Here is a 26672-nt window from a genome sequence, read left to right as displayed (position 1 = left end):
CCGGCGGGCGCCCCGGCGTGCGGGCCCGCCGCGCACGCCCCGGGACGGCTCCGACTCAGCCCGCGGCCACCGGTCCCCGGAAGGAACGTTCCAGCGGGCGCAGGGCCCGCAGCACGATCAGCAGGGGGATGACACCGATGACCCCGAACGACATGTCGATGAATCGCCAGGCGAGCGGGATGCCCCGGATCGGGCCGCAGACCAGGGCCAGCGGGATGACGGCGCCGCAGGCGAGCACCGCCCAGCGGATCACCCAGACGTTGCGGACCGGGTCCTTGATCGGGCCCCAGAAGGCGGCGGCGATGACCAGGTGGGCGAAGGCCAGCCAGTCCGTGCCGTAGGCGAGGAAGGGGTAGCGGGCGTCGGTCTCGGCCACTCCCGTGCGGACCCGCTCGATCCAGTCCAGTGCGCCGGGCACGCGCTCGACCAGCGGGGCGGCCGGTCCGCTCGCGAGGTCGGCCAGCCAGCGGGTCTCGGCCACCAGGGGGAAGGCCGTCAGGCCGCTCAGCACCAGGCAGACCACGAAGGTCCGGAGCCACCGCCGGACCCGCCGCAGTGCCGCCGCGGTCTCGGTGCCCGGCGCGGTGCCCGTCGCGCGGTCCGTGCCGTGGTCCCGCTCGCTCTCCATGGTGCGAACCTCCAGGTCGAAGGGCAGACGGGGCCGTGTCCCGACTGTGCGGAACCGACTCTAGACCTTCGATTTGAACGCGTTCAACTCGGCCCCGCGCCCCGCGGAAGGGTCCCGGCGTCCCGCCGACCCGGACCGCGGGCCCGCCGCAGGGCGCCCAGCCCCGACCGGCTGCCCACCCCCGACCGGCTGCTGACCGCCGACGGCTGCCGACCGCCGACCGGCCGGCCCCGGACGCGACGGTGCCCGGACACCGAAGCGCCCGGGCACCGGGGGAGGCGGTCGCCGCGGCTACGCGGTGTACGTGTAGGTCACCGGGGCGCTGGTGCCGCCCGCCGTGGTCACCGTGACGCCCACCGGACCGGGCCCCGCCGCAGCCGGCGCGGTGGCCGAGCAGAAGGACGGTCCGCAGGAGACGTGCGCGGCCGGCACCCCGCCGAACGCGACCGTCCCGTAGGTCAGGTTGCTCCCCTGGAGGTAGACCAGGGTGCCGCCGGCGGCCGGGCCGCTGGTGGTGGTCAGGTTGGTGACCGCCGGGGCGGCCGGCGGCGGGGGCGGGGCGCCCGTGTAGTCGAAGGTGACCGGCGCGGTGGCCGTGCCGCCGGGCGTGACCACCGAGACGGGCACGCTGCCGGAGCCGCCCGGGGTGGTCACCGTGCACGCGGTGTCGGTGCAGCCGCCGGCCGCCGGGACGCCGCCGACCAGCACCATGCCGTGCGCCAGGTTGCTGCCGTTGACGGTGACGGCGGTGCCGCCCGCGCCCGGACCGGTGGTGGTGCCGAGGCCGGTGACGGCGGGGGCGGCCTGGGTGGTCGGCGGCTGCGGGCCGGTGCCGAGCAGGTAGGTCGACACGTGGCCGGTCGGGTCGGTGTCGTTGGGGTTGCCGACCGTCACGGTGATCGGGCCGGTGGCCGGCGCCGTCCCGTTGGTGGCGACGTAGACCTTCATGAAGTTGCTGACGCCCGGCTTGCGGGTGCCGGTGAAGACGGCCTCCAGGTGCCGGCCGTCGGGCGAGACGGTCTCGGTGAAGGTGTAGTCGTACGGGGTGTTGTAGAAGGCCGCGCCGCTGGTGGTGACGCCGGGCGGCAGGTCGACGGTGAGGTGGGTGGGACCGGTGAGGTCGGCGGTGCCGGCCGAGGTCCAGGTGACGGAGAAGTTGGTGCTGTCGTGCGCGAAGATCGGGTAGTTGCCCGCCTGCGACACGGTGACGTGCTGGGCCGAGGCCGAGCGGACGGCGGCCGGGGCGGCGGTGGCACCGGCGGCGCCGGCGGCGAGGGTGGTCACGGACAGCGCGGCGGCGAGGCCCACTTTTGCCAGTCGGGTGATCATAGGTCGATCATCACCGAACTACCGCGCCGCCCTCACGGTTTTCTCGAATGCCGGTTCGAGAATGGCGAAATCCCGTTCCGAATTGGCTCTGCGCGCCACCCGTGGCCTGCCGCTGCGCCCGCCCGCAAGGCTCGTTTCGGTCGATGTCGGTGCGAACCTCTAATCTTGTCCACCGTGACCGCCATCGCTGACCCGCCCACCGAGCACGGCACCCGGCCGCCCGCCGGGCCCGCCGCCGCCCGGCCCGCGCCCGGCCCCGCCGCCGACGAGGGCCTGGCCCGCCGGCTCAAGGCGCTGGCCTGCACCGCCCCGCTGCACGACCTGGACAACCGCAAGGTCAACCTGGCCGGCGAGTACGGCGGCTACGCGATGGCCGAGGTCGGCCTCGCCGCGATCGACCTGGTCACCCTGCACATGGACTTCGACACCGGCGCCGACCGCGACATAGTGCTCGCCCGGCTGCTGCCCAGGGTCGCCGCCCAGGCCGTCGGCCGGCCCGGCACCGAGCACGAGCGGGTCGCCCGCTGGGTGCTGGAGTCGCTGATCAACGTCGGCAGCGTGGACCGCGGCTTCCGCGCCGTCTACGGCACCTTCGGGGCGGACGGCGAGTACGTCCGGCGCGACTACGACTTCAAGCTGATCGAGGAGGTGCCCGGCCCCGACGGCGGCGTCTACCTGCGCACCACCGACGAGGCGGTGAACGTCCTCGTCGGCGCGCTCGACACCGACGTCACCTCGGCCCAGATCGCCGCCGAGGTCAAGCTGGAGGTGCTGATCCGCCGCGGCCGGCTGGCCGACGCCCAGCTCGCCGCCGAGCAGGCCCGCTACCGCACCGTCCAGTACGCCGAGACGCTGCGCCGCGCCCTCGACGCCACCCGCCGCAACGTCCGCGCCGTCGACTGGATGCGCGCCGTCCCCGACCTCATCGACGAGGCGCTGGACCACATCGCCGACCGCTACCGGCACGAGAACGCGATTCTCACCAACATCCGCAAGGCCCGCGACGAGGCCGAGGAGCCGGAGCACAAGCGCCGCGCCGCCGAGCTCGTCGACATCGTCAAGGACTGCATCCGCCGCCACACCCAGCTGCAGACCCGGCTGCTGGAGGCCGGCCCGCTGTTCCGCGCCGAACAGGACCGGCAGGCCTTCGCCACCCCGGGCGCCCGCAGCGGCATCGACCTCTACGGCCAGCTGCTCGCCCCCGTGCTGCGGCTGCCGCTCGAACAGGCCGTCCGCCCCACCGACGCCTTCTTCGCCCGCGGCACCGGCCTGCGCACCCCCGCCTCCGTCCGGGTCGCCGACCTGGTCGACCTGCTGCTCACCCCGCCGGTCGAGCGCGAGCACCTCGGCGCCGAACTGCCCGACCCGGACCTCGTCGCCACCCCGGACGACAGCCGCTTCTCCGAAGCCCAGCTGGAGGCGGCCCTGGTCCTGCTGGACCTGCCCGCCGACGCCCCGCGCCGGCTCTCCGGCCTGCTCGCCGAGGCCCGCGAACAGGACCGCGAGCTGCCCTACCTGGTCGCCCTGCTCGCCGTCCACGCCGCCAGCCCACCGGTCGGCACCGCCTACCGCCAGGGCGAGGAGCGGCTGCTGTTCGCCGTGGACGACGGCACCCCGCTGCAGGACGAGGAGTTCGGCGGCGCCGACCTGATCGTCGGCAGCGCACTGCTGGACGCGGCCGGCATGGCCGCCGACCGCAAGGACGCCGGCTGAGCGGCCGGCCCCCGTCGACCGCCCAGGCCCCGCCGCCCGCGCCCCGGACCGCCCCGGCGACGGCCCCCCGTCCCGGAACCCGACGCACCACCCGAACCCGATGCACCGCCCGTACCCGACGCACCACCCGCGAGGAGCACCGCCCGTGACGACCCACCACGACACGTCCTGGGCGGCCGAGACCGAACCCGCGGCCCCCACGCCGATCACCCCCGCCGACGTCGCCGACGCCGCCCGGCTGGTCTCCTTCGGCCTGCAGGCCAAGCTGCTCCCCGCCCGCGACGCCGAGTACGCCGAACTCGTCCGCCGCCACCGCGAGGACCCGCCGTTCGCCCGGCTCGCCGACGCCGTCGCGACCGGCATGGGCCTGGTCGTCCTGGAGGTCTCGCCGCGCGCCGGCATGGCCGTCGCCGCCGCCGAGGACTCGCTGTTCGCCGTCCGGATGGGCGACTACTCGCGCCGCGCCGCCTCCGAGTCCACCGACCGGTTCCTGCACGGCCTGGCCCACCTCGCCGTCGCCGCGATGGCCTTCCCCCGCCCCGAGGACCTCGCCGACGACGGCTACCTCGGCCGGATCACCGTCAACGGCGTCGACGCCTTCGTCCGCCAGGCCTGCCGCCGCCTCGAGGAGCAGGCCGACGCGGAGGGCGCCAACACCGACCCGCAGTCCGACGCCCCCGGCCTGGAGGCCGCCTGGCGGGTGTGGGCCCGGCGCACCGCCACCGGCGCCACCAAGGACGCCCGCCGGCTCTCCGGCTCGACCACCGGCATCGTCGCCAAGGCCGTGATGTTCCTGGTCGACTCCGGCTTCCTGCAGAAGGTCGCCGACGACGCCGGCGGCACCTACCGCACCACCGCCCGCTACCAGCTCCAGGTCCGCGACCTGGCCGGCAGCGCGGCGATGGCCGAACTGCTCGACCTCGGCGTCGTCCCCGTCTCCGACGGCACCGCCAGCCTGCTGCCCCCGGACACCGGCGACGAGCTGGTCGCCGACGCCGGCCTGCCGTTCCACTCGCTCTGACGCCCCCTCCCACCACCCTCACGGAGAACCGCCGCACATGTACGAGCTCAACCGGGTCCGCCTCTACTCGATCGGACCGGCCGGCGCCCGATACGCCGACACGGTGCTCGACCTGCGCGGCGTCGGCGAGCCCGTCGCCGACCCGGCCCCCCAGCAGATCGGCCTCTTCGGCGAGGACACCGACGGCCCGGTCCGCCGCCCCGCCCCGGCCGGCGTGCTCTTCCTGGAGAACGGCGGCGGCAAGTCCGTCCTGCTCAAGCTGATCTTCTCGGTCATGCTCCCCGGCCACCGCAACACCCTCGGCGGCGCCAGCTCCGGCGTGCTGCGCAAGTTCCTGCTCGCCGACGACTGCGGCCACGTCGCCCTGGAGTGGCAGCACACCGTCACCGGCGAGTTGATCGTGGTCGGCAAGGTCAGCGAGTGGCGCGGCCGCCAGGTCTCCTCCGACCCGCGCAAGTTCGCCGAGACCTGGTACTCCTTCCGCCCCGGCCCGGGCCTCACCCTGGACTCGCTGCCGGTCGCCGAACGGGTCAGCCTGGCCGGTGACCAGAAGGTCCGCGGCCGCCGCCGCACCATGAAGGGCTTCCGCGACGCCCTCACCGAGGCCGGCAAGGCCCACCCCCACCTCGACCTGGTCTTCGAGGACGGCCACGACCGCTGGACGGAACACCTCGGCGAGCTCGGCCTCGACCCCGAACTCTTCCGCTACCAGCGCGAGATGAACGCCGACGAGGGCGAGGCCGCCGGCCTCTTCGCGGTCAAGCACGACAGCGACTTCACCGACCTGCTGCTGCGCGCCGTCACCGACACCCGCGACACCGACGGCCTCGCCGACCTCGTCCACGGCTTCGCCGCCAAGCTCGGCCGCCGCGCCGAACTCACCGCCGAACGCGACTTCACCGCCGGCTCGCTGGACCTCCTGGAACGCATCGTCGAGGCCACCGGCGCCCGCGAGACCGTCCGGGAGGCGCACCGCACCGCCGAGCGCCGCACCCGCCGCCTCGCCCACGCGCTCACCTCCCGCGCCGCCGCCGAACGCGACCGCGCCCAGGACCTCGCCATCGAGGTCGCCGCCGCCGCGGGCGCCGTCACCGCCGCCGAGGCCGACCGCACCCGGCACACCCTGATCACCGCCGAACTCACCCACCGGCACGCCACCCTGGGCCTCACCGCGGCCACCACCGAGGCCGCCGCGCTGCGCCGCGAACTCATCGAGGCCCGCACCCTGCACTCCGCCTGGCAGGCCGCCGAGGCCGTGCTGCGCCAGCGCGCCGCGGCCGACCGGGTCGCCCGGGTCGCCGTCGCCATCCGCGAGGCCGAACTCGACGCCGCCCCCGCGCTCGCCGCCCGCGCCCGCGCCGCCACCGCCCTGGCCCGCGCCCTGGAGGCCGCCGCCGCGGCCGCCGAAGGCCGCGCCGACACTGAGGAACAGCGCGCCGGGGAGCTCCAGGAGGACGGCGCCAAGGCCCAGTCCGACGCCACCGAGGCCGCCACCGCGGCCCAGAAGGCCCGCAGCGAGGCCGAGCACCTGCGCCAGCGCCTCGCGGAGGTCGAACAGGAGACCGCCGCCGCCGTCGAGGCCGGCTTCATCGACGCCGACGGCGACGTCGATCCGGCCCGCGCCGCCCTGCACGCCGCCGACGTCGAGAAGGCCGCCTGCGCCGCGCTCGCCCAGGCCCGCGCCGCCGCCGAGGCCGGCGCCACCCGGCTGCGCGAGGCCGCCGCCGCCACCGGCCGCGCCGAGCTCGCCGCCGAACGCGCCGGGGACGCCCGCCGGGCCGCCGACCGGGCGCTCGCCGCCGAACGGCGCACCGCCGCCCTGCTCGCCACCGAGCAGCGCCTCGCCGACCTGCTCTCCCTGACCCCCGCCCCCACCGAGTGGAACGAGGACGGCGCGGGCGTCGAGGAGGACGCCGGCTTCCTCACCCCCGACGTCCTGGACCGCAACGCCGAGTACCTGCGCGAACTCCTCGACGAGTCCATCGCCACCGCCGAGCGCACCCTGTTCGACCTGCGCACCGCCGCCGCCGACGACTCCCGCATCCTCGCCGCCCTCGGTGACGGCGGCCTGCTGCCGCCCGGCCCGGACGTCCTGGCCACCGTCGAGTACCTCGCCGAGCACGGCATCCCCGCCCTGCCCGGCTGGCGCTACCTCGCCCAGTCCGTCGACCCGGCCGACCACGAGGCGATCCTCGCCGCCCGGCCCGAACTCGTCGACGGCGTCGTGGTCACCGACCCGAGCTCGCTGGAGCGCGCCCGCGAGGCCCTGCAGGCCGCCGCCCTGCTGCCCCGCTCCACCGTCGCGGTCGGCGCCGCGGCCTCGCTGATCGCCCCGATCACCGACCAGCCCGCCTTCTTCCTGGTGCCGCCGAACCCGGCCATGCACGACGAGTCCGCCGCGGACGGCGAGCGCCGCGAGCTGCGCGCCCGGGCCGGCGCCCGCGAGGAGCACATCCGCGAACTCGCCGCCCGCCTCGGCGCCGACCGGGCCCTCGCCGCCCGCCTCGCCTCCTGGCACGCCTCCTGCCCGCCCGGCACCCTCGCCGAGCTCGCCGCCGCCGCCGGGGCCGCCCGTGAGCACGCCGAGCAGGCCGCCGCCGCCCTCGCCACCCTGCGCACCGACCACGACGAGGCCGAGACCGACCACGCCGTCGCCGCCGCCGCCCACGAGGAGCACAGGGAGAGCGCCCAGCGCGCCCGGCGCCGCGCCGACGCCCTCTCCGGCCTGGCCTTCCGGCTGCGCGAACGCCCGACCTGGGCCCGCCGCCAGCGCGAACTCGCCGAGGACGCCGCCGAGTGCGACCGCCGCCAGGCCGTCTGCGCCGAGCGCGCCCGCACCTGCGACGAGGACCGCCGCGCCGCCCAGCGCGCCGCCGACGACGCCCGGCGCACCGCCCGGACCCTGCGCGCCGAGCGCGCCGAGATCCCCGCGGCCGAGCAGACCGACGAGCCCGCCGATGCCGCGCCCGCCGCCCTGCCCGCCCTGCGCGAGGCCTACCGCGCCGCCTCCCAGCTGTACGAGAAGGTCGGCGTCGGCGCCGACCTGCGCGCCGAGCAGGCCCGCGCCGAGGGCGACGAGGCCGCCGCCGCGACCGAACTCGACCGCCTCACCAACAAGGTCCGCACCCGCGCCGAGGAGCTCCTCGGCAGCCCCGACGGCGCCGACGGACCGGCCCGCCAGGCCGCCGCGGCCCGCGCCGAGGACCTGGTCGCCACCATCGAGGCCCGCTCCGCCGCCGCCAGCGAGCAGCTCGGCCGGCTGCGCGGCGAGGCCGAGCGCTCCGCCCCCGCCGACGGCGAGGCGCACACCGAACTGCCCGAGGACCTCGTCCCCACCGACCCGGAGCACGCCCAGGCCCTGCTGCGCACCGCCACCGGCCGGCTCGCCGAACGCCGGGAGGCGCTGGACGCAGCCCGTACCGCGCACGCCGACCTCCAGCGCACCTTCGACGCGGCCCAGGCCGCCGCCGCGGACTTCGACGAACTCGCCGGCCAGCTGCGCGACGGCCTGCGCGAGCACCAGGAGGACGACGGCCGGCCCGTCGAGCCGCACCTCGGCTCGCTGCCCGAGGCCCGCAGCACCGCCACCGAGGCCCGCCGCGCCCTGCGCACCGCGGCCGGCGAGCTGTCCTCCGCCGAGCTCGCCGTCCGCGACGCCTCCGACGCCCTCGTCCGGCACGCCAACGCGGCCCGGTACGAGGCCGTCCGCACCCCCGCCCGCCAGCAGATCCGCGAACTGCCCGCCGCTGCGCTGCCCGAGCACGCCGCCAGCTGGGCCGCCGCCTTCGCGCCCCGGCTGCGGGTGCTCACCGACGAACTCGCCCAGCTGGAACGCAACCGCGGGTCGATCGTGGACCGGCTGCGCGGCCTGGTCGAGTCCTCGCTCACCACCCTGCGCGCCGCCCAGCGGCTGTCCCGCCTCCCCGAGGGCCTCGGCGAGTGGTCCGGCCAGGAGTTCCTGCGGATCCGCTTCGAGGATCCGGACCACGCCACCCTGGTCGAGCGCCTCGGCGAGGTCATCGACGAGGCCACCCGCGCGGCCGTCAGGAAGAACAGCGACCTGCGCCGCGACGGCATGTCGCTGCTGCTGCGCGGGGTCGCCGCCGCGATCGGCCCCAAGGGCGTCAGCGTCGAGATCCTCAAGCCCGACGCGGTGCTGCGCGCCGAGCGGGTCGGCGTCGGCCAGATGTCCGACGTGTTCTCCGGCGGTCAGCTGCTCACCGCGGCCATCGCGCTCTACTGCACGATGGCGGCGCTGCGCGCCAACGACCGCGGCCAGTCCCAGCTGCGGCACGCCGGAACGCTCTTCCTGGACAACCCGATCGGGCGCGCCAACGCCACCTACCTGCTGGAGCTCCAGCGGGCGGTGGCCGACGCGCTCGGCGTCCAGCTGATCTACACCACCGGCCTGTTCGACACCACGGCGCTCGCCGAGTTCCCGCTCGTCATCCGGCTGCGCAACGACGCCGACCTGCGGGCCGGCCTCAAGTACATCTCCGTCGAGGAGCACCTGCGCCCGGGCCTGCCCGCGCCGCAGGACCCGGACGGCCCGGCCGTCCACGGCGAGATCACCGCCACCCGGATGTTCAAGCGCCCGGCGGAGGTGCCGGCCCAGGCCTGACCGGCCGGAACCGGTCCGGGCCTGGCGGCGCCCGGGCCCGGCGGCCGGTCCGCGCTGGCCCGGCACGGTACCGGCCCCGCCCCGAACTGGCTAGCGTGACGGGCATGCTGACGATCGCGCACTTCAGTGACATCCACCTCGGCCAGCAGCACCGCCGGGACCGCGGCCGGCGGGCCAGGCGCCGGGCCGAGCAGGTCATGGCGTACCTCGACGCCCTGCCCGGCCCGCTGGACGCCGTGCTGGTCACCGGCGACCTCGCCGACCACGGCCTGGCCGCCGAGTACCAGCAGGTGGTCGAGGTGCTGGACTCCCGGCACCCGGTGCTGATCTGCCCCGGCAACCACGACCGGCGCGGCCCCTACCGGGAGGTGCTGCTCGGGGAGGCACCGACGGAGGAGCCGGTCAACCGGGTGCACCGGCTGCCCGGCGCGGACGTGTTGATGCTCGACTCGTCGATACCCGAGCGGGACGACGGCCTGCTCACCGACCGGACGCTGGACTGGCTGGACGCCGAACTGACCGCCGGGCGGAGCGATCTGCCGGCACTGGTGGCCTTCCACCACCCGCCCGTCGTGCTGCACCTGCCGACCGTCGACCGGATCCGGCAGTTCGAGGAGGAGCGGCTGGCCGCGGTGCTGCACCGGCACCCCCGGGTGGCGGCGCTGTTCTGCGGCCACTCCCACACCGCGGCCGCGGCCTCCTTCGCCGGCCTGCCGCTGCTGGTCGCCCCCGGCGTGGTCTCCACCGTCATGCTGCCCTGCGAGGGCGGGCGCGGCATCTCCTTCGGCCAGCCGCCGATGCTGGCCTTCCACGTCCTGGGCGACGAGCGCGCCCTGACCACCCATTACCGGGTCGTGCCCCAGGACTAGATCCGCCGGACAGAACCTAGGGGCTCCGAGGCACGACCGGGCCCCGCCGGCCTCAGGCGGGCAGCCGGGGCCGGTGCTGCGGCGGCTGCCCGCCGGGCCGGGGGAGGGGTCGGGGGGCGAGCGGGTCGGGAGCGCGGCTGCCCGCCATCGGGTACGCGGAGCCCGGTGCGCGCAGCCGTTGGGCGGCGACCTGGCGGGAGATCAGGATCTCCAGCAGACACCACATGGTGCCGAACACCCCGAGGCCCATCGCCATCAGCGCGGGCGTCATCAGCCAGCTGTCCGCGTACGAGGCCAGGGTCGCGACCATCACCCCCACCAGGGTGAAGGACAGGCAGAGCACCGCCCGGACGGCGGCGGCGCGCACCTCGTCGGGAAGGCGGCGACGGCGGCGTGGCACGGACATCGAGCGACCCCCAGGCGCGGACTCGGCGGCGGGCACGGGACGGGCGCACACGAAACGCGCCCCCTCGCGACACTCTGCCCCGTCGCACCCGGACTACGCGTCAGAATCGACCGAACTGCCGCCAAATCATGTGATCCGGGCCGATTCACCCGGCGCTCGCGGCCGGGCACGCCCCGGCCGGGCACGCCCGCGGCCGGGGTACCGCGGCCCGGCACCTCCCGGCCCGTCGACCGCGCTCAGCCCAGTTGCTGGTTGAGCTCCTCCAGCGCGCCGGTCACGATCGTCCGCATCCCCTGCTCGGCCCGGACGGCGTCCCCCGCGCAGATCGCCTCCGCGACCTCGCGGTGCAACCGGATCGCGTACGGCTCCGGTTGATGGGGCATCAGATGGTACTCGGTCCGCCCGGTGAGCACCGCCCCCACGGTGTCGCCGAGGTGGGCGAACATCTCGTTGCCGGAGGCGCGCAGCACGGTGGCGTGGAAGTCGATGTCGTGCCGGAGGAAGGTGGTCAGGTCGGCGGCCCGGGCGGACATGGTCAACTCGACGGCGAGCGCGCTGAGTCGTCGCCGGTCGTCGTCGCTCGCGTGGGCCGCGGCGAGCGCGGCGGCGGCCGGTTCGACGGCGACCCGCAGGGAGCCGAGGGAGCGCAGCTGGGCCGAGCGGTCGGCGCCGGCGAGGCGCCAGCGGATCACCAGCGGGTCGAAGACGTCCCAGACCGACTTGGGCTGCACGGTGATGCCGACCCGTCGGCGGGAGGCCACCAGGCGCATCCCCTCCAGGATCCGCACCGCCTCCCGGACGACCGTCCGGGAGACGCCGAAGCGGTCCTCGAGTTCCTCGCCGCGCAGTACCGCGCCCTCGGGGATCTCCCCGGACGCGATCGCCGGCCCGAGTTCGTCGAGCAGCCGGCCGGGCAGTCCCTGGATCTCCATCCGTCCAGCCTAGGGCCCGCCCCCGGCCTCCTCCCGGCCGCCTCCACTGCGACCCACTCCACAGCCCAAAAGTATGACGATTTGGTTTCCGAGACTTGAATACGTCATATCTTTGGGGCGATAGTGACGGCCAGGCAACGAAGGAGCACCACCCATGGCTCTCAGCGTCGAGAACCACGCCGTCCCGGAAGGCCCCCTCACCGTCGTGGTGATGGGCGTCTCCGGTGTCGGCAAGACCACCCTGGCCCGCCTCCTGGCCGACCGCCTCGGCCTCCCCTACGCGGAGGCGGACGACTTCCACCCGCCGGCCAACATCGCCAAGATGTCGGCCGGCGTCCCGCTGGACGACGAGGACCGCGGCCCCTGGCTGCAGGCCCTCGGCGCCTGGCTGGGGAGGCGGGCCCGGGCCGGCACCGGCGGCGTGGTCACCTGTTCGGCGTTGAAGCACCGCTACCGCGACACCCTGCGCGCGGCCTGCCCGGGCGCCTTCTTCCTGCACCTCAGCGGTGGTCACGAGCTGGTCGAGGACCGGCTCGTCCACCGCACCGGCCACTTCATGCCGCCGTCGCTGCTCGAATCGCAGTACGCCGCCCTCGAACCCCTGGGCGTCGACGAGCACGGCGCCGTCCTGGACGTCGGACCGTCCCCAGAAGAACTCGTCGAGATGGCCGTGGCGCTGCTGCGGCCGGTCAATGGAGACCTCGCGTGATGTCCCCCACCCTCCTCGCGGCCGCCCCACCGGCCCTGCCGCACACCGACAGCGACACCCAGCTGCTGGTGGCGGTCCTGCTCAGCATCGGTGCGATCGTCCTGCTGATCACCAGGCTGAAGCTGCACCCCTTCCTCGCCCTGACGCTCGGCTCGGGCCTGCTGGCCGCCGTCGCGGGCGTTCCCTTCGACAAGCTGCTGAGCAGTTTCTCCACGGGCTTCGGCGCCACGGTGGCCGGCGTCGGCCTGCTGATCGGCCTGGGCGCGATGCTCGGCAAGCTGCTCGCCGACTCCGGCGGCGCCAACACCATCGCGGACACCGTGCTGGCCCGGTCCGGGAACCGGGCGCTGCCCTGGGCGATGGCGCTGATCGCCGCCGTCCTCGGCCTGCCGCTGTTCTTCGAGGTCGGTGTCGTCCTGCTGATCCCGATCGTGCTGCTGGTCGCCCGCCGCGGCAACGTGCCGCTGATCCGGATCGGCATCCCCGCGCTGGCCGGGCTCTCGGTGCTGCACGGCCTGGTGCCCCCGCACCCGGGCCCGCTGGTCGCCGTCGACGCGCTGAAGGCCGACCTCGGGGTCACCCTGGCGCTCGGTCTGCTGATCGCCGTGCCGACCCTGATCGTCGCCGGCCCGCTGTTCGCCCGGGTCGCGGAGCGCTGGGTGGGCCCGTTGGAGATCCCGAAGGCCACCGCGCCGGAGGAGACGGCCCGGCCCGAGCGCACGCCGTCCTTCGGGGCGGTGCTGGCCACCATCCTGCTGCCGGTCGTGCTGATGCTCGGCAAGGCGCTCGCCGACGTGGTGATCGACGACCCGAAGGCGATGGTCCAGCGGGTGTTCGACTTCGTCGGCTCACCGCTGATAGCACTGCTCGCCGCGACCCTGCTCGGCATGCTGACCCTCGGCCGGGCGGCCGGGTTCGACAAGGCGCGGATCTCCGAGACCGTCGGCAGGTCGCTCGGCCCGATCGCCGGCATAGTCTTCATCGTCGGTGCGGGCGGCGGCTTCAAGCAGACCCTGATCGACGTCGGCGTCGGCAACGCGGTCAGCGAGTGGTCGAGCAAGTGGCACATCTCCGCGCTGCTGCTGGGCTGGCTGATCGCGGTCCTGATCCGGCTGGCCACCGGGTCGGCCACGGTCGCCACGATCACCGCGGCCGGCATCGTCGCCCCGCTCGCCGCGGACATGTCCTCGACCCACGCGGCCCTGCTGGTGCTCGCGATCGGCGCCGGCTCGCTCTTCCTGTCGCACGTCAACGACGCCGGCTTCTGGCTGGTGAAGGAGTACTTCGGGATGAGCGTCGGCCAGACGCTGAAGTCCTGGTCCGTGATGGAGACGGTGATCTCGGTCGTCGCGATCGCCCTGATCATGCCGCTCAGCCTGATCGTCTAGGCCCGTCCGCAGGGCCTGTCCGGTGCCCGGCCGTGGGGCCGGGCACCGGCTCGCGCAGGAAGCGCCGCCCGGGGGCGGCACCCGTACCGTACGGGTGCCGCCCCCGGGCGCGTCGCGGGCCCGGCGTCGCGGTCGGGGCCCGGCGTCGCGGTCCGGGCCCGGCTCAGCCCAGCAGCCCGGCGAGCACGGCCGCCGTCGCGTCCAGCAGGTCGTCGGCCACCGCGCCGCCGGCCGCCGTCCGGGCCAGCAGCCCCTCGCGCGCGGCCAGGATCACGGCGGCGGCCTGCCGGGCGGTGGCGCCGGGCGGCACCAGTTCCGGCAGCGCCCGCTCCAGCACCTCGGCCAGCGCCGCGGAGACGGCGTGGTCGTGCGCGGCGACCTGCTCCGCCAGCCCCTCGCTGCGGGCGGCGACCAGCCGGAACTCCAGGAAGAGCAGGATCCACCCGGTTTCCGCCGGTTCGACCCTCAGCAGCGCCTCGACCAGCACCCGGGCCCGTTCGGCCGGGGTGAGCGCGGCGCGGACGGCGGCCAGTTTCTCCAGTTCGGCCATCCGCTCGGTGGCCTGGTCGTCGAAGAGCGCCAGCAGCAGGTCCTCCTTGCCGGCGAAGTTCGAGTAGAAGGCGCCGCGGGTGTATCCGGCTGCGGCGCAGACGTCCTCGATGCTCGTCCGCGCGAAGCCGACGGTGAGGAAGAGTTCGCCGGCCGCGGCCAGCAGCCGGGCCCGGGTGTGGACGCGGCGGCGGGGCGGCTTGGGGGCGGTGGCATCGACGGGGGGCGGGTTCACAGCAGAACGATACATGGTGTATTCAATACAGGTCGTATTGAAACCGGGGAGGACCACCGCCATGAGCCGACTGCTGATCACCGACGCCCACCTGCTCCACCCCGAGGACGGCACCCGCACCGACCGCGGCTGGCTGGAGGCCGCCGACGGCCGGATCACCGCCACCGGCACCGGGCGACCGCCCGCCGCGGGCGAGGACGTCCGGGTGCTCGACGCCGCCGGTGCCACCGTGCTGCCCGGCCTGATCGACGCGCACGTCCACCTGCTGGTCACCACCCTCGACCTGCACGACGTCGCGAACTGGACCCCCGGCTACGCCACCGTCCGCGCCCTCGCCGAGGCCGAACGCATGCTGCGCCGCGGCTTCACCACCGTCCGCGACGTCGGCGGCGCCGACCACGGCATGGCCCGTGCCCTGGACGAGGGGCTCGCGCTCGGCCCCCGCCTGCTCCACGGCGGCAAGGCGCTCTCCCAGACCGGCGGCCACGGCGACCTGCGCCCGCGCGGGGACGACGCCCTGCCCTGCTGCGAGTCCCGCCCGAACTTCGGGCGGATCGCGGACGGCGTCGACGCCGTCCGCGCCGCGGCCCGGGACGAGTTCCGCAAGGGCGCCCGGCACCTCAAGGTGCTGCTCTCCGGCGGCGTCGCCTCCCCGCACGACGAGATCGCCGCCGTCCAGTACAGCGAGGAGGAGATCCGCGCGGCCGTCGAGGAGGCGGAGAACCACAACCGCTACGTCACCGTGCACGCCTACCACCCGCGCGCGATCGACCGCGCCCTGCGCGCCGGGGTGCGCTGCGTCGAGCACGGCAACCTGCTGGACGACGGCACCGTCGCGCTGCTCCTGGAGAAGGACGCCTACCTGGTGCCCACCCTGGTCGCCTACGAGCAGACCGCACGGCTCGGGGCCCGCTCCGGCCTCCCGCCCGCCTCCCTCGGCAAGCTCGCCGAGGTCCGCGACCAGGGCCTCGCCGCCCTCGAACGCGCCCACCGCGCGGGCGTCAACCTGGTCTACGGCAGTGACCTGCTCGGCCCGCTGCACCCCGCCCAGCTCGAGGAGTTCACCCTCCGCGCCCGGGTGCAGCCGGCCGCCGACGTGCTCCGCTCGGCGACCACCACCGCCGCCCGGCTGCTCGGCCTGGAGGGCGAGATCGGCACCCTCGCCCCGGGTGCGCACGCCGACCTGCTCGTCGTGGACGGCGACCCGCTCGCCGACCTCGCCGTCCTCACCCGCCCCGACCGCCACCTGCGCCACGTGATCAAGGCCGGCACGCTCGTCTGACCGAACCGGAAGGGCGGACACCACCCTCGGGGCGTCCCTTGCTGCCCCGGCCCCGCTACCTCAGGACGACCTGCCAGCCGTCCCCGCCGTCCCGCCCCGCCGGCCGGAGCAGCAGCTCCTTGACCTGGCCGGTGTCGTGGAAGGTGAGCACGACGGTCTGCCGCTGCGTCGGGTCGTCCTGGAAGTCGGCGGTGACCGGCCCCTGGGCGCCCCGGCGGTACTCGCGGATCCAGGCGTCCGAGGTGACGCCGGCGTCCCCGCCGTCCGTGGTGCCGAGCTTCGCCAGCCGGTCGCGGGATCCGTCCGCGAGCCGCCACATTACCTGCTGGACCAGGCCCAGCGTCTCGGTGACGGGGTACCCGGTGACCTCCAGGTGCAGGTGGGCGGCGTAGTCGCCCGCGTACTCCAGCTCGGCGTCCGACGGGCCGCCGCACCCGGCCACCAGGGCGGCCGAGAGGACCGCCGCCAGCGCGGCCGCGACCGGCCGTCCCGGGGCCGTCGGCCGGTCCAGGGCGGCCGGACGACGACGAACCCACTCGATCGGGGGATGCATGGGTACTCCTTGACTCGCTCTTGGTCGGAGCGATCCGGAGCATAGGGAAGATCACCGGGGCAGATGATCACGGCAAGTCGGGACGAATCCGCCCAGACCCCGAAGATCCTCCGGGGAACTTGATGCGATCGTGACGGACGGCGCATCCGCCACAGCGGAAGGGCGGACACCCGGGAAACCCCGGAGTGTCCGCCCTTGGCACGGATCCGTCCCGCCCACGCGGTCGGCGCGCTTCGCGAGGCTGCGCCTACTCGCCTCCGCGCTTCGCCGCGAGGCTGCTCTTACGTGGTTCCGCGCTTCGCGAGGCTGCTCTTACTTGGTTCCGCGCTTCGCGAGGAAGGCCTCGACCTCGTCCCGGATCTCCGGCGTGTCCAGCCCGCGCACGGTCATCGTGGTGCGGCGGCGCAGCACGTCGTCCGCCGTGTACGCCCACTCGTTGTCGGCCGCGTAGGCGACCTGCGCCCAGACGTCCGGCCCGTCCTCGTGGATCGGGCGGCCCAGCTCCGGGTTCTCGTCGATCATGCGGGCGATCTCGAAGGAGAGGGTGCCGTAGTGGCTGGCGAGGTGCTTGGCCACCAGCGGCTCCATCCGCGAGCCGGGCTCGCGGTCGATCAGCAGCCGGTGCGCGACGGCGTTCGGCGCACCGACGCCCGGCAGCGGCACGGTCGCGGCGATCGGGGACATGTCCTCGCCGAGCGTGGTGCCCGGCACGTGGGCCAGCTTCTCCAGCACGGTGCGGCCGATGTGCCGGTAGGTGGTCCACTTGCCGCCGGCGACGGAGAGCATGCCGCCCTTGCCCTCGGTGACGACGGTCTCGCGCTTGGCGGCGGCGGTGTCGCCGGGGCCGCCGGGGAGCACCCGCAGGCCGGCGAAGGCGTAGGTGATCAGGTCGCGGTCGAGGTGCTCGTCGCGGATGGCGTGAGCGGCCTCGCCCATGATCTGGTCGATGTCCGCGTCGGTGGCCCGGACGTCCTGCGGGTCGCCGGTGTACTCCTCGTCGGTGGTGCCGAGCAGGACGTGGTCCTCCCACGGGATGGCGAAGGAGACGCGGTACTTGTCGATCGGGATGGTGAGCGCGGCGCGCCACGGCGAGCGGCGCTTGACGACGACGTGGGCGCCCTTGGAGAGGCGGATCGACGGCGCGGCGCCGGCGTCCTCCATCCGGCGCAGGTGGTCGACCCACGGGCCGGTGGCGTTGAGCACCAGGCGGGCGTCGACGCCGAACTCGGTGCCGTCCAGGCGGTCGCGCACCTCGGCGCCGGTGACCCGGCCGCCGGTGAAGCGCAGGCCGGTGACCTCGGCGTGGTTGAGCACCACGGCGCCGGCGTCGACGGCGGCGCGCACGGTCATCACCGCGACGCGCGAGTCGTTCATCTGGTGGTCGCCGTAGACGGCCACCGAGCGCAGGCCCTCGGTGCGCAGCGCGGGCACCTGCTGGGCGGCGTGGGCGGCGGTGGAGACCCGGCCCATGCCGTCGCGGAAGGCGGACAGCGCGGAGTAGAGGAAGACGCCGGCGCCGAGCTTGGGCGCGCTGTGCGGGCCGCCCTTGTAGACCGGCACGAAGAAGGTCAGCGGGTTGACCAGGTGCGGGGCCACGTCGGTGGCGAGCGCGCGGCGCTCCTTGTGGTTCTCGGCGACCAGCTTGACGGCGCCGGTCTGCAGGTAGCGCAGGCCGCCGTGGACGAGCTTGGAGGAGGCGCTGGAGGTGGCGCCGGCGAAGTCGCCGCCGTCGACCATGGCGACCTTCAGTCCGGCCTGGGACGCGGTCCAGGCGACGGCCGTGCCGAGGATGCCGCCCCCGATCACCAGCAGGTCGTAGGTGGCCTTGCCGAGCAGCTCGCGGGTCTCGGCGCGGGAGGCGGTGCGGCCGGCGAAGCGCTCGGCGCCCAGGGTCGGGATGGTTGCCATGGTGGTTGTGTACGGCGCGCGCGGGTCGGGCGGCGCCGTTACTCCTCTCGTGTGCGGTGCGGCCCCTGCGGGAGAGGCCGGTCGGCCCGGTGCGGCGGGCCGGTGAAACGGAACTTGCCGGTCGGGGCCCGGGGCCCCGACCGGCTCGTCGATCAGTCGGTCTCTTCCTCCTCCACCCAGCCCATGGTGCGCTCCACGGCCTTGAGCCACTTCTTGTACTCGCGCTCCCGGGTGGCCTCGTCCATGCGCGGGGTCCACTCGGCGGCGCGGTGCCAGTTGGCCCGCAGGGTGTCGAGGTCGTTCCAGAAGCCGACGGCGAGACCGGCCGCGTAGGCGGCGCCGAGGGCGGTGGTCTCGGCCACGTACGGGCGCTCGACCGGGGCGTCCAGGACGTCGGCGATGTTCTGCATGAGCAGGTTGTTGCTGGTCATGCCGCCGTCGACCTTGAGGGCGGTGAGCTCGACGCCGGAGTCCTTCTGCATGGCGTCGACGACCTCGCGGGTCTGCCAGGCGGTGGCCTCCAGGACGGCCCGGGCCAGGTGGCCCTTGGTGACGTACCGGGTGAGGCCGGCGATCACACCGCGGGCGTCGGAGCGCCAGTACGGGGCGAACAGGCCGGAGAACGCCGGGACGAAGTAGGCGCCGCCGTTGTCCTCGACGGTGTTGGCGAGGGTCTCGATCTCGGCGGCGGTGGAGATGATGCCGAGCTGGTCGCGCAGCCACTGGACGAGCGAGCCGGTGACGGCGATGGAGCCTTCCAGGGCGTACACCGGGGCCTGGTCGCCGATCCGGTAGCCGACGGTGGTCAGCAGGCCGTGGTACGAGTTGACGATCTTCTCGCCGGTGTTGAGCAGCAGGAAGGTGCCGGTCCCGTAGGTGGACTTGGCCTCGCCCTCGTTGAAGCAGGTCTGGCCGAACAGGGCGGCCTGCTGGTCGCCGAGCGCGGACGCGACCGGGACGCCGGCCAGGTCGCCGACGGCCTCGCCGTAGACCTCGGCGGAGGAGCGGATCTCCGGCAGGACGGCCATCGGCACGCCCATCGACTCGGCGATGCTCTCGTCCCAGGCCAGGGTCTTGAGGTTCATCAGCATGGTGCGGCTGGCGTTGGTGACGTCGGTGACGTGCTTGCCGCCGTCGACACCACCGGTGAGGTTCCAGATGACCCAGGTGTCCATGGTGCCGAACAGGATGTCGCCGGCCTCGGCGCGCTCGCGCAGGCCCTCGACGTTGTCCAGCAGCCAGCGGATCTTCGGGCCGGCGAAGTAGCTGGCCAGCGGGAGGCCGGTCTCGCGGCGGAAGCGGTCCTGGCCGACGTTGCGGCCGAGCTCGCGGCAGAGGCCCTCGGTGCGGGTGTCCTGCCACACCAGCGCGTTGTGCACCGGCTCGCCGGTGTTCTTGTCCCACAGGACGGTGGTCTCGCGCTGGTTGGTGATGCCGATCGCGCGGATGTCGTCCTTGGTCAGACCGGCCTTCTCCAGCGCGCCGCGGACGACGGACTGCACCCGGGTCCAGATCTCGGCGGCGTCGTGCTCGACGTAGCCGGGCTGCGGGAAGATCTGCCGGTGCTCCTGCTGGTCGACGGAGACGATCCGGCCGTCGGCGCCGAAGATGATGCAGCGGCTGGAGGTGGTGCCCTGGTCGATCGCGGCGATGTAGTTGCCAGTGGAGGTCATGGAGGGTCCTCGGCTCGGGGTTCGGGGGATACGGGGTGGGTGGGCCTGACGCAGGGGTCAGTCCCCGTGCTCGGCGGGTTCGAACCCGGCCTAGAACATCGCGTTGTACAGACCGCCGGCGAGCGCGCCGCCGATCAGCGGGCCGACCACCGGGACCCAGGCGTACGACCAGTCGGAGCCGCCCTTGTTGGGGATCGGCAGCAGGGCGTGCGCGATGCGCGGGCCCAGGTCGCGGGCCGGGTTGATGGCGTAGCCGGTCGGGCCGCCCAGCGAGAGGCCGATGCCGACGACGGTGAAGGCGACCATCAGGGTGCCGGTGCCGGTCTGCGAGAGCCCGGTGTTGGTGCCGATGGTGAGGATCGCGAAGCAGAGCACGAAGGTGCCGATGACCTCGGTGAGCACGTTCTGGACCGGGTTCCGGATCTCGGGACCGGTCGAGAAGATGCCGAGCGTGGGCTCCTGGTTGGCCTGGAACTGGCCGAGGTAGGTGGCCCAGACCAGAACGGCGCCGATGATCGCGCCGAGCATCTGGGAGCCCAGGTAGAGCGGGACCTGGCTCCAGTCGCCGCTCTTGATGGCGAGGGCGATGGTGACGGCCGGGTTGAGGTGCGCGCCGGACTTCGGAGCCGACATGTAGGCGGCGATCAGGACCGCGAAGCCCCAGCCGAAGGTGATCGCCAGCCAGCCGGCGTTGACGGCCTTCGACTTCTTGAGGGTCACAGCGGCGCAGACGCCGCCACCGAGAAGTATCAGGGCGGCGGTGCCGAGGGTTTCGCCGACGAAGACGTCGCCGTTGGAGAACGCGGACACAAAGACTCCCTTGTCCATATGGCCCGGAGGTGCGGGTGGGGGAAGGAGGCCGGGCGATCGCTGTGCGGGTGAGCGCATCGTGGGAGTGATCTTCCCGGCCATCGTTCGACAATGTCGACCGTCATGCGGAAGCTTCCTCCCCAGGTCGGCTCCGCGTCAAGCAGGGGTTACGCAGCTGTGACCCTTGCCTCGAAGTTACCCAGCGGAGCGCCCCGAACCGGGGCAAAACGCCAAGGCGCGGACAGGCCTCCAGCCCGTCCGCGCCTCAGCGTGACGAAAACGCCCCGGGTGTCAGAACCGCCCGGCGCCCAGATCGCGGGAGATCGCCCGCGCCGCGCTGCGCACCGAGGCCACCAGCGAGGGCTTCACGAAGCCGTCCTCGCAGACCCGCTCCACCGGGCCGCTGATGCACACCGCGCCCACCGGGTTGCGCCGCCGGTCCTGGATCAGCGCGCCGATCGAGGCGACGCCCTCCCAGGTCTCCTCCACCGAGTCCGCCCAGCCACGTTCCCTGGTCAGCGCGCTCTCGGCGTCCACGTCGGCCGCCTCGGTGAGCGTGCGCAGCGTGTACGGCTGGTACGGCCCGTCGCCCAACTCGCCGCGCGCGACCGGGTCGTAGGCCAGCAGCACCTTGCCCAGCGCGGTGCTGTGCAGCGGCTGCATCGAGCCCACCTCCAGCACCTGCCGGGTGTCGTCCGGCCGGAACACGTGGTGCACGATCAGCACGCCCTGCTGGTGCAGCACCCCCAGGTAGACGGTCTCGCCGGCCGCCCGGGCCAGGTCGTCGGCCCAGACCAGGGCCCGTGCCCGCAGCTCGTGCACGTCCAGGTAGCTCTGCCCCAGCCGCAGCAGCTCGGCGCCCAGCTGGTACTTGCCGCTCTCCGGGTCCTGTTCGACGAACCCCTCCTGCTGCAGCGTGCGCAGGATGCCGTGCGCGGTGCCCTTGGCGAGGTCCAGCGCCGTCGCGACCTCGGACAGGCCCAGACGGCGCTCACCGCCCGCCAGCAGGCGCAAGATGGCGGCGGCCCGGGAGAGCGACTGGATCGGGCCGGGCATGGGTACCTCCGCGCTGACAGGCGGTCGACATTGTCGACCGCAGTGGTGACGGGACGAGTCTGCCAGGCCCTCGGCCGTCCGTGCACCTTCCCCCTCGGTGATCCGCGTCGGATCCCCGTCAACCTGCGGCCCGCGCGCGCTGCGTCCGGAGCACCGCCACCTCCGCCGCCAGCGCGGCGATCCCGTCCGGGCCCACCCGGCAGCAGCCGCCCACCAGCCGGGCCCCGTCCGCCAGCCAGCCCCCCACCCGCGCCGAGCGGAACGTCGGCTCGCCGCGCCAGTCGCGCCCGGCGGCGTCCCACTCCTCCCCGCTGTTCGGGTAGACCACCACCGGCTTCCCGCTCACCCCGGCCGCCAGCGCCACCGCCCGGTCGGCGTCCTGCGGCGTGCAGCAGTTCACCCCCACGGCCAGCACCTCGTCCACCTCCGCCGCCAGCGCGAACGCCTCCTCCAGCGGCTGACCTGCCCTGGTCCGCCCGCCCGCCACGCTGAACGACAGCCAGGCCGGCACCCCCAGCCCGCGCACCACCTCCAGCAGCGCCCGCGCCTCCTCGGCGTCCGGCACCGTCTCCAGCGCCAGCACGTCCGGCCCCGCCGCCGCCAGCACCTCCATCCGCGGCCGGTGGAACGCCACCAGCTCCGCGGTGCTCAACCCGTACCGGCCCCGGTACTCCGAGCCGTCCGCCAGCACCGCCCCGTACGGGCCGACCGAGGCCGCCACCCAGCGCCGCCGGCCGCCCGGCTCGGTCCGGGCCGCCTCCCGGGCCAGCTCCACGCTGCGCGCCAGCAGCCGGGCGGCCTCCGCCCGGCCGGCCCCGCGCCGCGCGAAGCCCTCGAAGCTCGCCTGGTAGCTCGCGGTGATGGCGACCTCGGCCCCGGCCGCGAAGTACGCCCGGTGCGCCGCCACCACCGCCTCCGGCGCGTCCGCCAGCAGCCGGGCCGACCACAGCGCGTCCGACAGGTCGTGCCCGGCCGCCGCCAGCTGGTTCGACAGCCCGCCGTCCAGGACCAGGGGACCGGCCGCGAGCGCCGCGGCGAAGTCCGACGGGGGAGCAGTGGGCACGGCGGCCTCCTCGACGGTCGTTCCTGCTCACAGCCTAGGAGCCGGACGGCCCCGCCGGCCCGGAAAACCATTTGCCGCCCAGGAAAGCAGTCGCTACGTTGTGCTCAGCCAGAGAACGACAGCACCCCGTACGGCGGCGAGCGCGGAGAGGAGCCGGCCATGGCAGCGGACGACGCGTCCACCCAGCCCCCGACCGCGCCCGAGAACGAGCAGGAATGGCTCGCCGCCTACGACCCGCGCGCCTACGCCCCGATCGCGGTCACGGTCGACGTGGTCGCCCTGACCTTGCGCCGGGGCAGCCTGCACGTCCTGCTCGTCCAACGCGGCGCCCCGCCGTACCAGGGCTGCTGGGCCCTGCCCGGCGGCTTCCTGCGCGCCGGGGAGGAGAGCCTGGAGCAGGCCGCCGCCCGCGAGCTCGCCGAGGAGACGGGCCTGCTCGGCGGCTCCGAGGTCGAGGCCGCGCTCTGCCGCGTCCACCTCGAGCAGCTCGGCACCTACGGCGCCCCCGACCGCGACCCGCGCATGCACGTGGTCTCCGTCGCCTACCTCGCCTTCGCCCCCGACCTGCCCGACCCGGAGGCCGGCACCGACGCCGCGGCCGCCGTCTGGCACCCGGTCGCCGGCCTCGACCTGGGCGCCCCGTCCCCGGGCGGACCTCAAGCCGCCGGTGGGCCCGCCGACACCCACGGGGGTGGTGTCGGCGGCCCCACCGGCCCCTCCTCCCGCACGCTCGCCTTCGACCACGCCCGCATCCTGGCCGACGGCCTCGACCGGGTGCGCGCAAAGCTCGAGTACAGCCCGCTCGCCACCGCCTTCCTGCCCCACGACTTCACCATCCCCGACCTGCGCGCCGTCTACGAGGCCGTCTGGGACGAGAAGCTCCACCCCGGCAACTTCCACCGCAAGGTGCTCTCCGTCCCCGGCTTCGTCGAGAGCACCGGCGCCACCACCACCCGCGGCGGCGCCCGTGGCGGCCCCCGCGCCCGCACCTACCACGCGGGCGGCGCCAACCTCCTCCACCCCGCCCTGCTGCGCCCCACCCGTGAGCCCGAGCTCCCCTGACGGTCCGCCACCGGTCGGCCGCTACCATCCGGGCATGACCACCGACGACGCCGCCCAGCCGGTCAACCACCCCTTCTCGCACTGCCACTTCTGCGGCACCGCCTACCCGCCCGGCACCCGCGACTGGCCGCGCACCTGCCCCGGCTGCGCCGAGATCAGCTACCGCAACCCGCTCCCGGTCGCGATCACCGTCCTCCCGGTCACCCGGCCCGAGGCCGACCCCGCCCTCGTCGTCATCCGCCGCACCATCGAACCCGGCTACGGCGAACTCGCCTTCCCCGGCGGCTACGTGGACTTCGGCGAGACCTGGCAGCAGGCCTGCGTCCGCGAGCTCCGCGAGGAGAGCGGCATCCTCGCCGACGCGGCCGACGTCACCCTCTTCTCCACGGCCTCCGACCCGTACGGCCGCTTCGTCTTCCTCTGCGGACTGCTCCCCGCCCGCCCGCTCGCCGAGCTGCCGCCCTCGCACCCCACCGAGGAGACCGACGGCTGGCTGCTCGCCACCCCCGACACCCCGCTGGTCTGGGACTTCCACACCAACGTCTCCCGCTCCTGGTTCGCCGGCCTGCCCAACGCCCTCTGACCGCCCGACGCCCCCGGCCGACCCTGGCGCAGCGGCCGCTCACATGGCATGGTCTGCACCGACAGCCCAACCGGACGGGCCTGCCACAAGCACTCCCGTCCCCACCACCGGCCGGGAGACCACCACCGTGAGCACCCCCACCCAGGACCAGCCGCTCTGGCGCCCGAACCCCGCTCGCGCCGCCGCCACCAGCCTGGTGGCCTTCCAGGCCTGGGCCGCCGAACACCACGGCGCCCCGGCCGCCCCGCTGGCCCCGGCCGACGACGACCAGCAGGCCGCCCAGCGCTACGCGGACCTGCACGCGTGGTCCACGGCCGACCTCGACCGCTTCTGGACCGCGGTCACCCGGTGGTTCGACGTCCGCTTCACCGAGGCCCCCGAGACGGTCCTCGCCGACCCGGCCATGCCCGGCGCCCGCTGGTTCCCCGGCGCCCGCCTCAACTACGCCGAGCACGCCCTGCGCGCCGCCGAGCCCGGCCCCGACGGGGCGAAGTCGCCCGACGCCGACCGCCCGGCCGTCCTGCACCTCGACGAGACCACCGAGCAGCCGACCGTCCTCACCTGGTCCGAGCTGCGCCGCCAGGTCGGCTCGCTGACCGCCGCCCTGCGGGCCCGGGGCGTGCGGCCCGGCGACCGCGTCAGCGCCTACCTGCCGAACGTCCCGCAGGCCGCCGTCGCCCTCCTGGCCACCGCCGCCGTCGGCGCCGTCTGGACTAGCTGCGCCCCCGACTTCGGCGCCCGCAGCGTCCTCGACCGCCTGCAGCAGATCGAGCCCGTCGTCCTGTTCGCCGTCGACGGCTACCACTACGGCGGCAAGGACCACGACCGCACCGAGGTCGTCGCCGAGCTGCGCCGCGAACTCCCCAGCCTGCACACCGTCGTGCACGTGCCGCTGCTCGGCGCCCCGGCCCCCGAGGGCGCGCTGCACTGGGACGACCTGGTCGCCGACGACGTCGAACCGGTCTTCGAGGCCGTCCCGTTCGACCACCCGCTCTGGGTCCTCTACTCCTCCGGCACCACCGGCCTGCCCAAGGCCATCGTCCAGAGCCAGGGCGGCATCCTGCTGGAACACCTCAAGCAGGCCGGCCTCCACCTCGACCTCGGGCCGCGGGACCGCTTCCTCTGGTACACCTCCACCGGCTGGATGATGTGGAACTTCCTGCTGGCCGGCCTCCTGGTCGGGGCCACGATCGTCACCTACGACGGCAGCCCCGGCCACCCCGACACCGGCGCCCTCTGGTCGGTGGCCGCCCGCACCGGCGCCACCGTGCTCGGCACCTCCGCCGCCTACGTGATCGCCAGCCGCAAGGCAGACCTCCACCCCGGCCGCGACCTCGACCTCTCCGCCGTCCGCTGCATCGGCACCACCGGCTCCCCGCTGCCGCCCGACGGCTTCCGCTGGATCTACGACGAGGTCAAGGAGGACGTCTGGCTCGCCTCCGTCAGCGGCGGCACCGACGTCTGCTCCTGCTTCGTCGGCGGCGTCCCCACCCTCCCGGTGTACCTCGGCGAGATCCAGGCCCCCTGCCTGGGCGCCGCGGTCGAGTCCTGGGACGTCCGGGGCGAACCGCTCACCGACGCCGTCGGCGAACTCGTGGTCACCAAGCCGATCCCGTCCATGCCCACCGGCTTCTGGAACGACCCCGAGGGCACCCGGTACCACGACAGCTACTTCGACATGTACCCCGGCATCTGGCGCCACGGCGACTGGATCACCGTCACCTCCCGCGGGACCGTCGTCATCCACGGCCGCTCCGACTCCACGCTCAACCGCCAGGGCGTGCGGATGGGCTCCTCGGACATCTACGAGGTCGTCGAGCGCCTCCCCGAGATCGCCGAGTCCCTGGTCATCGGCCTCGAGGAGCCCGACGGCGGCTACTGGATGCCGCTGTTCGTGGTCCTCGCCCCCGGCGCCGCCCTCGACGACGACCTGATCGGCCGCATCCGGACCTCGCTGCGCACCGAGCTCTCCCCGCGCCACGTCCCGGACGAGGTGATCGCCGTCCGCGGCCTCCCGCACACCCTCACCGGCAAGCGGATCGAGGTCCCGGTCAAGCGCCTGCTCTCCGGCACGCCGCTGGAGCAGGCCGTCAACCCCGGATCCGTCGACAACCTCGACCACCTGCGCTTCTTCGAGCAGCTCGGCCGCGACCGCCGGTCCTGACCCACCCCGGGCGCGGCCGGTCCGCGCCGAGGAACGCCGAGAGGGGCGGGCCCCCCCGCGGGGGGGGGGGGGCCCCCGCCGCGGGGGGGGCGGGGCGGGGGGCCGGGGCGGGCGGGCC

21 protein-coding genes are annotated in these 26672 nt (G+C 74.8%); 10 read left to right on the top strand and 11 right to left on the bottom strand.

Annotated elements, in window-relative coordinates; translation table 11 throughout:
• Positions 1 to 55: 55 nt before the first annotated feature.
• Positions 56 to 628 carry a hypothetical protein gene (locus tag ACIA8Q_RS28990; protein ID WP_360218656.1) on the bottom strand — a complete coding sequence of 191 codons (573 nt, stop codon included), beginning with the start codon at positions 626 to 628 and terminating at the stop codon, positions 56 to 58.
• A gap of 291 nt (positions 629 to 919) precedes the next feature.
• A complete protein-coding gene (locus ACIA8Q_RS28985; RefSeq protein ID WP_396317943.1) occupies positions 920 to 1957 on the bottom strand; it encodes an IPT/TIG domain-containing protein in 1038 nt (345 codons plus the stop codon).
• Positions 1958 to 2131: 174 nt separating this feature from the next.
• On the opposite strand from ACIA8Q_RS28985, the gene ACIA8Q_RS28980 reads away from it, so the two are divergent.
• From ACIA8Q_RS28980 to ACIA8Q_RS28965, 4 genes are all read left to right on the top strand, one after another.
• Complete coding sequence (locus tag ACIA8Q_RS28980) at positions 2132 to 3670, top strand: hypothetical protein (RefSeq protein ID WP_396317942.1); 1539 nt, start codon at positions 2132 to 2134, stop codon at positions 3668 to 3670.
• Between the two features lie 145 nt (positions 3671 to 3815).
• Entirely contained in the window at positions 3816 to 4691 is an 876-nt protein-coding gene (locus tag ACIA8Q_RS28975; protein ID WP_360218661.1) for a hypothetical protein, read from the top strand.
• Between the two features lie 37 nt (positions 4692 to 4728).
• Positions 4729 to 9312: a hypothetical protein gene (locus ACIA8Q_RS28970; protein ID WP_396317941.1), complete on the top strand. Its 4584-nt coding sequence runs from the start codon at positions 4729 to 4731 to the stop codon at positions 9310 to 9312.
• 104 nt (positions 9313 to 9416) lie between these two features.
• Positions 9417 to 10181 (top strand): metallophosphoesterase, encoded by a 765-nt coding sequence (locus tag ACIA8Q_RS28965; RefSeq protein ID WP_396317940.1) that lies wholly within the window; start codon positions 9417 to 9419, stop codon positions 10179 to 10181.
• A gap of 52 nt (positions 10182 to 10233) precedes the next feature.
• Here ACIA8Q_RS28965 and ACIA8Q_RS28960 read toward each other — a convergent pair whose 3' ends face one another.
• Together ACIA8Q_RS28960 and ACIA8Q_RS28955 are read right to left on the bottom strand one after the other, a co-directional pair.
• Complete coding sequence (locus tag ACIA8Q_RS28960; RefSeq protein ID WP_360218670.1) at positions 10234 to 10587, bottom strand: hypothetical protein; 354 nt, start codon at positions 10585 to 10587, stop codon at positions 10234 to 10236.
• A 236-nt stretch (positions 10588 to 10823) separates the two neighbouring features.
• Positions 10824 to 11519 carry an FCD domain-containing protein gene (locus tag ACIA8Q_RS28955; protein ID WP_360218673.1) on the bottom strand — a complete coding sequence of 232 codons (696 nt, stop codon included), beginning with the start codon at positions 11517 to 11519 and terminating at the stop codon, positions 10824 to 10826.
• 154 nt (positions 11520 to 11673) lie between these two features.
• On the opposite strand from ACIA8Q_RS28955, the gene ACIA8Q_RS28950 reads away from it, so the two are divergent.
• Positions 11674 to 12228 carry a gluconokinase gene (locus ACIA8Q_RS28950; RefSeq protein WP_396317939.1) on the top strand — a complete coding sequence of 185 codons (555 nt, stop codon included), beginning with the start codon at positions 11674 to 11676 and terminating at the stop codon, positions 12226 to 12228.
• Positions 12228 to 13616: a gluconate:H+ symporter gene (locus tag ACIA8Q_RS28945; RefSeq protein WP_360218679.1), complete on the top strand. Its 1389-nt coding sequence runs from the start codon at positions 12228 to 12230 to the stop codon at positions 13614 to 13616. Before ACIA8Q_RS28950 ends, ACIA8Q_RS28945 begins: the two co-directional genes overlap by 1 nt.
• Before the next feature lie 163 nt (positions 13617 to 13779).
• Here the strand turns inward: ACIA8Q_RS28945 and ACIA8Q_RS28940 are convergent, their stop codons facing one another.
• Positions 13780 to 14400 (bottom strand): TetR/AcrR family transcriptional regulator, encoded by a 621-nt coding sequence (locus ACIA8Q_RS28940; protein WP_360218682.1) that lies wholly within the window; start codon positions 14398 to 14400, stop codon positions 13780 to 13782.
• 61 nt (positions 14401 to 14461) lie between these two features.
• On the opposite strand from ACIA8Q_RS28940, the gene ACIA8Q_RS28935 reads away from it, so the two are divergent.
• Positions 14462 to 15682 (top strand): amidohydrolase family protein, encoded by a 1221-nt coding sequence (locus ACIA8Q_RS28935; RefSeq protein ID WP_396317938.1) that lies wholly within the window; start codon positions 14462 to 14464, stop codon positions 15680 to 15682.
• 55 nt (positions 15683 to 15737) lie between these two features.
• Here the strand turns inward: ACIA8Q_RS28935 and ACIA8Q_RS28930 are convergent, their stop codons facing one another.
• The 6 genes from ACIA8Q_RS28930 to mmuM form a co-directional block, all read right to left on the bottom strand.
• On the bottom strand, positions 15738 to 16235 hold the full coding sequence (locus tag ACIA8Q_RS28930; protein WP_396317937.1) for a hypothetical protein: 498 nt from the start codon (positions 16233 to 16235) through the stop codon (positions 15738 to 15740).
• A gap of 312 nt (positions 16236 to 16547) precedes the next feature.
• Positions 16548 to 18143 carry a glycerol-3-phosphate dehydrogenase/oxidase gene (locus ACIA8Q_RS28925; protein WP_360218688.1) on the bottom strand — a complete coding sequence of 532 codons (1596 nt, stop codon included), beginning with the start codon at positions 18141 to 18143 and terminating at the stop codon, positions 16548 to 16550.
• Positions 18144 to 18295: 152 nt separating this feature from the next.
• The gene (glpK, locus tag ACIA8Q_RS28920) at positions 18296 to 19816 is read right to left on the bottom strand and encodes a glycerol kinase GlpK (protein WP_360218691.1); all 1521 of its coding nucleotides are present in this window, start codon (positions 19814 to 19816) and stop codon (positions 18296 to 18298) included.
• Between the two features lie 90 nt (positions 19817 to 19906).
• The gene (locus ACIA8Q_RS28915) at positions 19907 to 20644 is read right to left on the bottom strand and encodes an MIP/aquaporin family protein (RefSeq protein WP_387908364.1); all 738 of its coding nucleotides are present in this window, start codon (positions 20642 to 20644) and stop codon (positions 19907 to 19909) included.
• Positions 20645 to 20917: 273 nt separating this feature from the next.
• A complete protein-coding gene (locus tag ACIA8Q_RS28910) occupies positions 20918 to 21682 on the bottom strand; it encodes an IclR family transcriptional regulator (RefSeq protein ID WP_360218697.1) in 765 nt (254 codons plus the stop codon).
• Between the two features lie 118 nt (positions 21683 to 21800).
• On the bottom strand, positions 21801 to 22745 hold the full coding sequence (gene mmuM / locus ACIA8Q_RS28905; RefSeq protein ID WP_360218700.1) for a homocysteine S-methyltransferase: 945 nt from the start codon (positions 22743 to 22745) through the stop codon (positions 21801 to 21803).
• 159 nt (positions 22746 to 22904) lie between these two features.
• Between mmuM and ACIA8Q_RS28900 the strand changes: the two genes are divergently transcribed.
• Genes ACIA8Q_RS28900 through ACIA8Q_RS28890 form a run of 3 tightly spaced genes read left to right on the top strand, consistent with a single transcriptional unit; the run spans position 22905 to position 26554 of the window.
• The gene (locus ACIA8Q_RS28900) at positions 22905 to 23807 is read left to right on the top strand and encodes an NUDIX domain-containing protein (protein WP_360218703.1); all 903 of its coding nucleotides are present in this window, start codon (positions 22905 to 22907) and stop codon (positions 23805 to 23807) included.
• Between the two features lie 34 nt (positions 23808 to 23841).
• On the top strand, positions 23842 to 24390 hold the full coding sequence (locus ACIA8Q_RS28895) for an NUDIX domain-containing protein (RefSeq protein WP_360218706.1): 549 nt from the start codon (positions 23842 to 23844) through the stop codon (positions 24388 to 24390).
• A gap of 43 nt (positions 24391 to 24433) precedes the next feature.
• On the top strand, positions 24434 to 26554 hold the full coding sequence (locus tag ACIA8Q_RS28890; protein WP_387908369.1) for an acetoacetate--CoA ligase: 2121 nt from the start codon (positions 24434 to 24436) through the stop codon (positions 26552 to 26554).
• Positions 26555 to 26672: the final 118 nt, after the last annotated feature.

The sequence above is a fragment of the Kitasatospora sp. NPDC051705 genome (genome assembly GCF_044453265.1).
Classification (GTDB): domain Bacteria; phylum Actinomycetota; class Actinomycetes; order Streptomycetales; family Streptomycetaceae; genus Kitasatospora.
Note: the sequence above shows the minus strand (reverse complement) of the source record. Positions and strands in the feature narration are given on the sequence as shown.